The sequence below is a fragment of the Streptomyces odonnellii genome (assembly GCF_000981895.1).
GTDB classification, from domain to species: Bacteria; Actinomycetota; Actinomycetes; order Streptomycetales; family Streptomycetaceae; genus Streptomyces; species Streptomyces odonnellii.
Genome location: NZ_LATD01000646.1, coordinates 1 through 1,159, shown reverse-complemented (window position 1 = coordinate 1,159; position 1,159 = coordinate 1). Strand labels below are relative to the sequence as shown.

Annotated in this window: 1 protein-coding gene and 1 pseudogene; both read right to left on the bottom strand. The window is 72.2% G+C overall.

What is annotated here, in order from left to right; translation table 11 throughout:
• Positions 1-705, bottom strand: a pseudogene (locus tag WH07_RS35940) (SulP family inorganic anion transporter); the annotation flags it as partial.
• 29 nt (positions 706-734) lie between these two features.
• Positions 735-1,076: an ArsR/SmtB family transcription factor gene (locus tag WH07_RS35935; protein ID WP_046509512.1), complete on the bottom strand. Its 342-nt coding sequence runs from the start codon at positions 1,074-1,076 to the stop codon at positions 735-737.
• Positions 1,077-1,159 lie beyond the last annotated feature (83 nt).

Sequence of the window (1,159 nt, the reverse complement as noted above, 5' to 3'; positions counted from 1 at the left end):
AGGAAGGTGAGGGAGGGGGCGGGGAACCCGGCGGGCAGGGCCCCGATCGTCGGTACGGTGTCCGGGCTCAGGGCCTGGGCCGCGATCGTCGCGGCGATCACCGCCACGATGGAGAACGGGACGGTGGGGCGCCAGCGCGCCCCGGCCAGCATGGTCACCGCCACCGCGGCGGCGAGCAGGACGGTGGTCCAGTTCGGGGACCGTACGAACTCCTCGACGGCCCGCCCGGCCACCACCAGGACCTTGTCGCCCTCCGGCGGGGCGACACCGAGGGCGTTCGGGATCTGCTGGAGACCGATCACACAGGCGATGCCGAGGGTGAAGCCCTCCACCACCGAGGCGGGAATGTAGGCCGTGCAGCGTCCGGCCCGTATCAGGGCGAGGACGAGGAGCAGCAGACCGGCGATCAGTCCGACGGTCAGTACGCCGCCGGTGCCGTGTGCGGCGACGATGGGCACGAGGACGACCGTCATCGCGCCCGTCGGTCCGGAGACCTGAAGATTCGATCCGCCGAACACCGCGGCCAAGGCACCGGCGACCACGGCCGTGACCAGGCCCGCCTCGGCGCCCCAGGCCTGAGGCGACGCCGAAGCCGAGTGCCAGTGGCAGCGCGACGATCGCCACGGTCAGACCGGCCATCAGATCCCGGCGGGGGCCCCGGCGCACGGCGGCGAGATCATCGCGTACGGGCAGGAGGGAACGCACCCGGGCGAGACCCCGGGCGGCGGGCGTGCTCACTTGGCCGGGACCTCGGCTTCCCGCAGCTCGGCCAGCAGTTCGTTCTGCCCGGCGAGCATCTCGGTGAGAATCCGGCGGGCCGCGCGCATCAGCTCGGCCACGTCCCCGCCGGCCAGCTCGTAGACCACGGTGGAGCCTTCGCGGGTGGAGGTGACGATCCCGGAGCGGCGCAGGACGGCGAGTTGCTGGGACAGGGCGGCGGGCTCGATCTCGATCTCCGCCAGCAGACCGCGGACCGGCATGGGCCCGTCCTGCAGCAACTCCAGCACCCGGATACGGACCGGGTGGCCCAGCATCCGGAAGAACTCCGCCTTCGCCTGATACAGCGGGACCGGCATGGTGACTCTCCTAGGGTCTTTCGTTTGGATCTTGCTGGGCTCGCGTGCCCGCAGTGACATCAGCCGCTGCCGCGGCGGGCCGC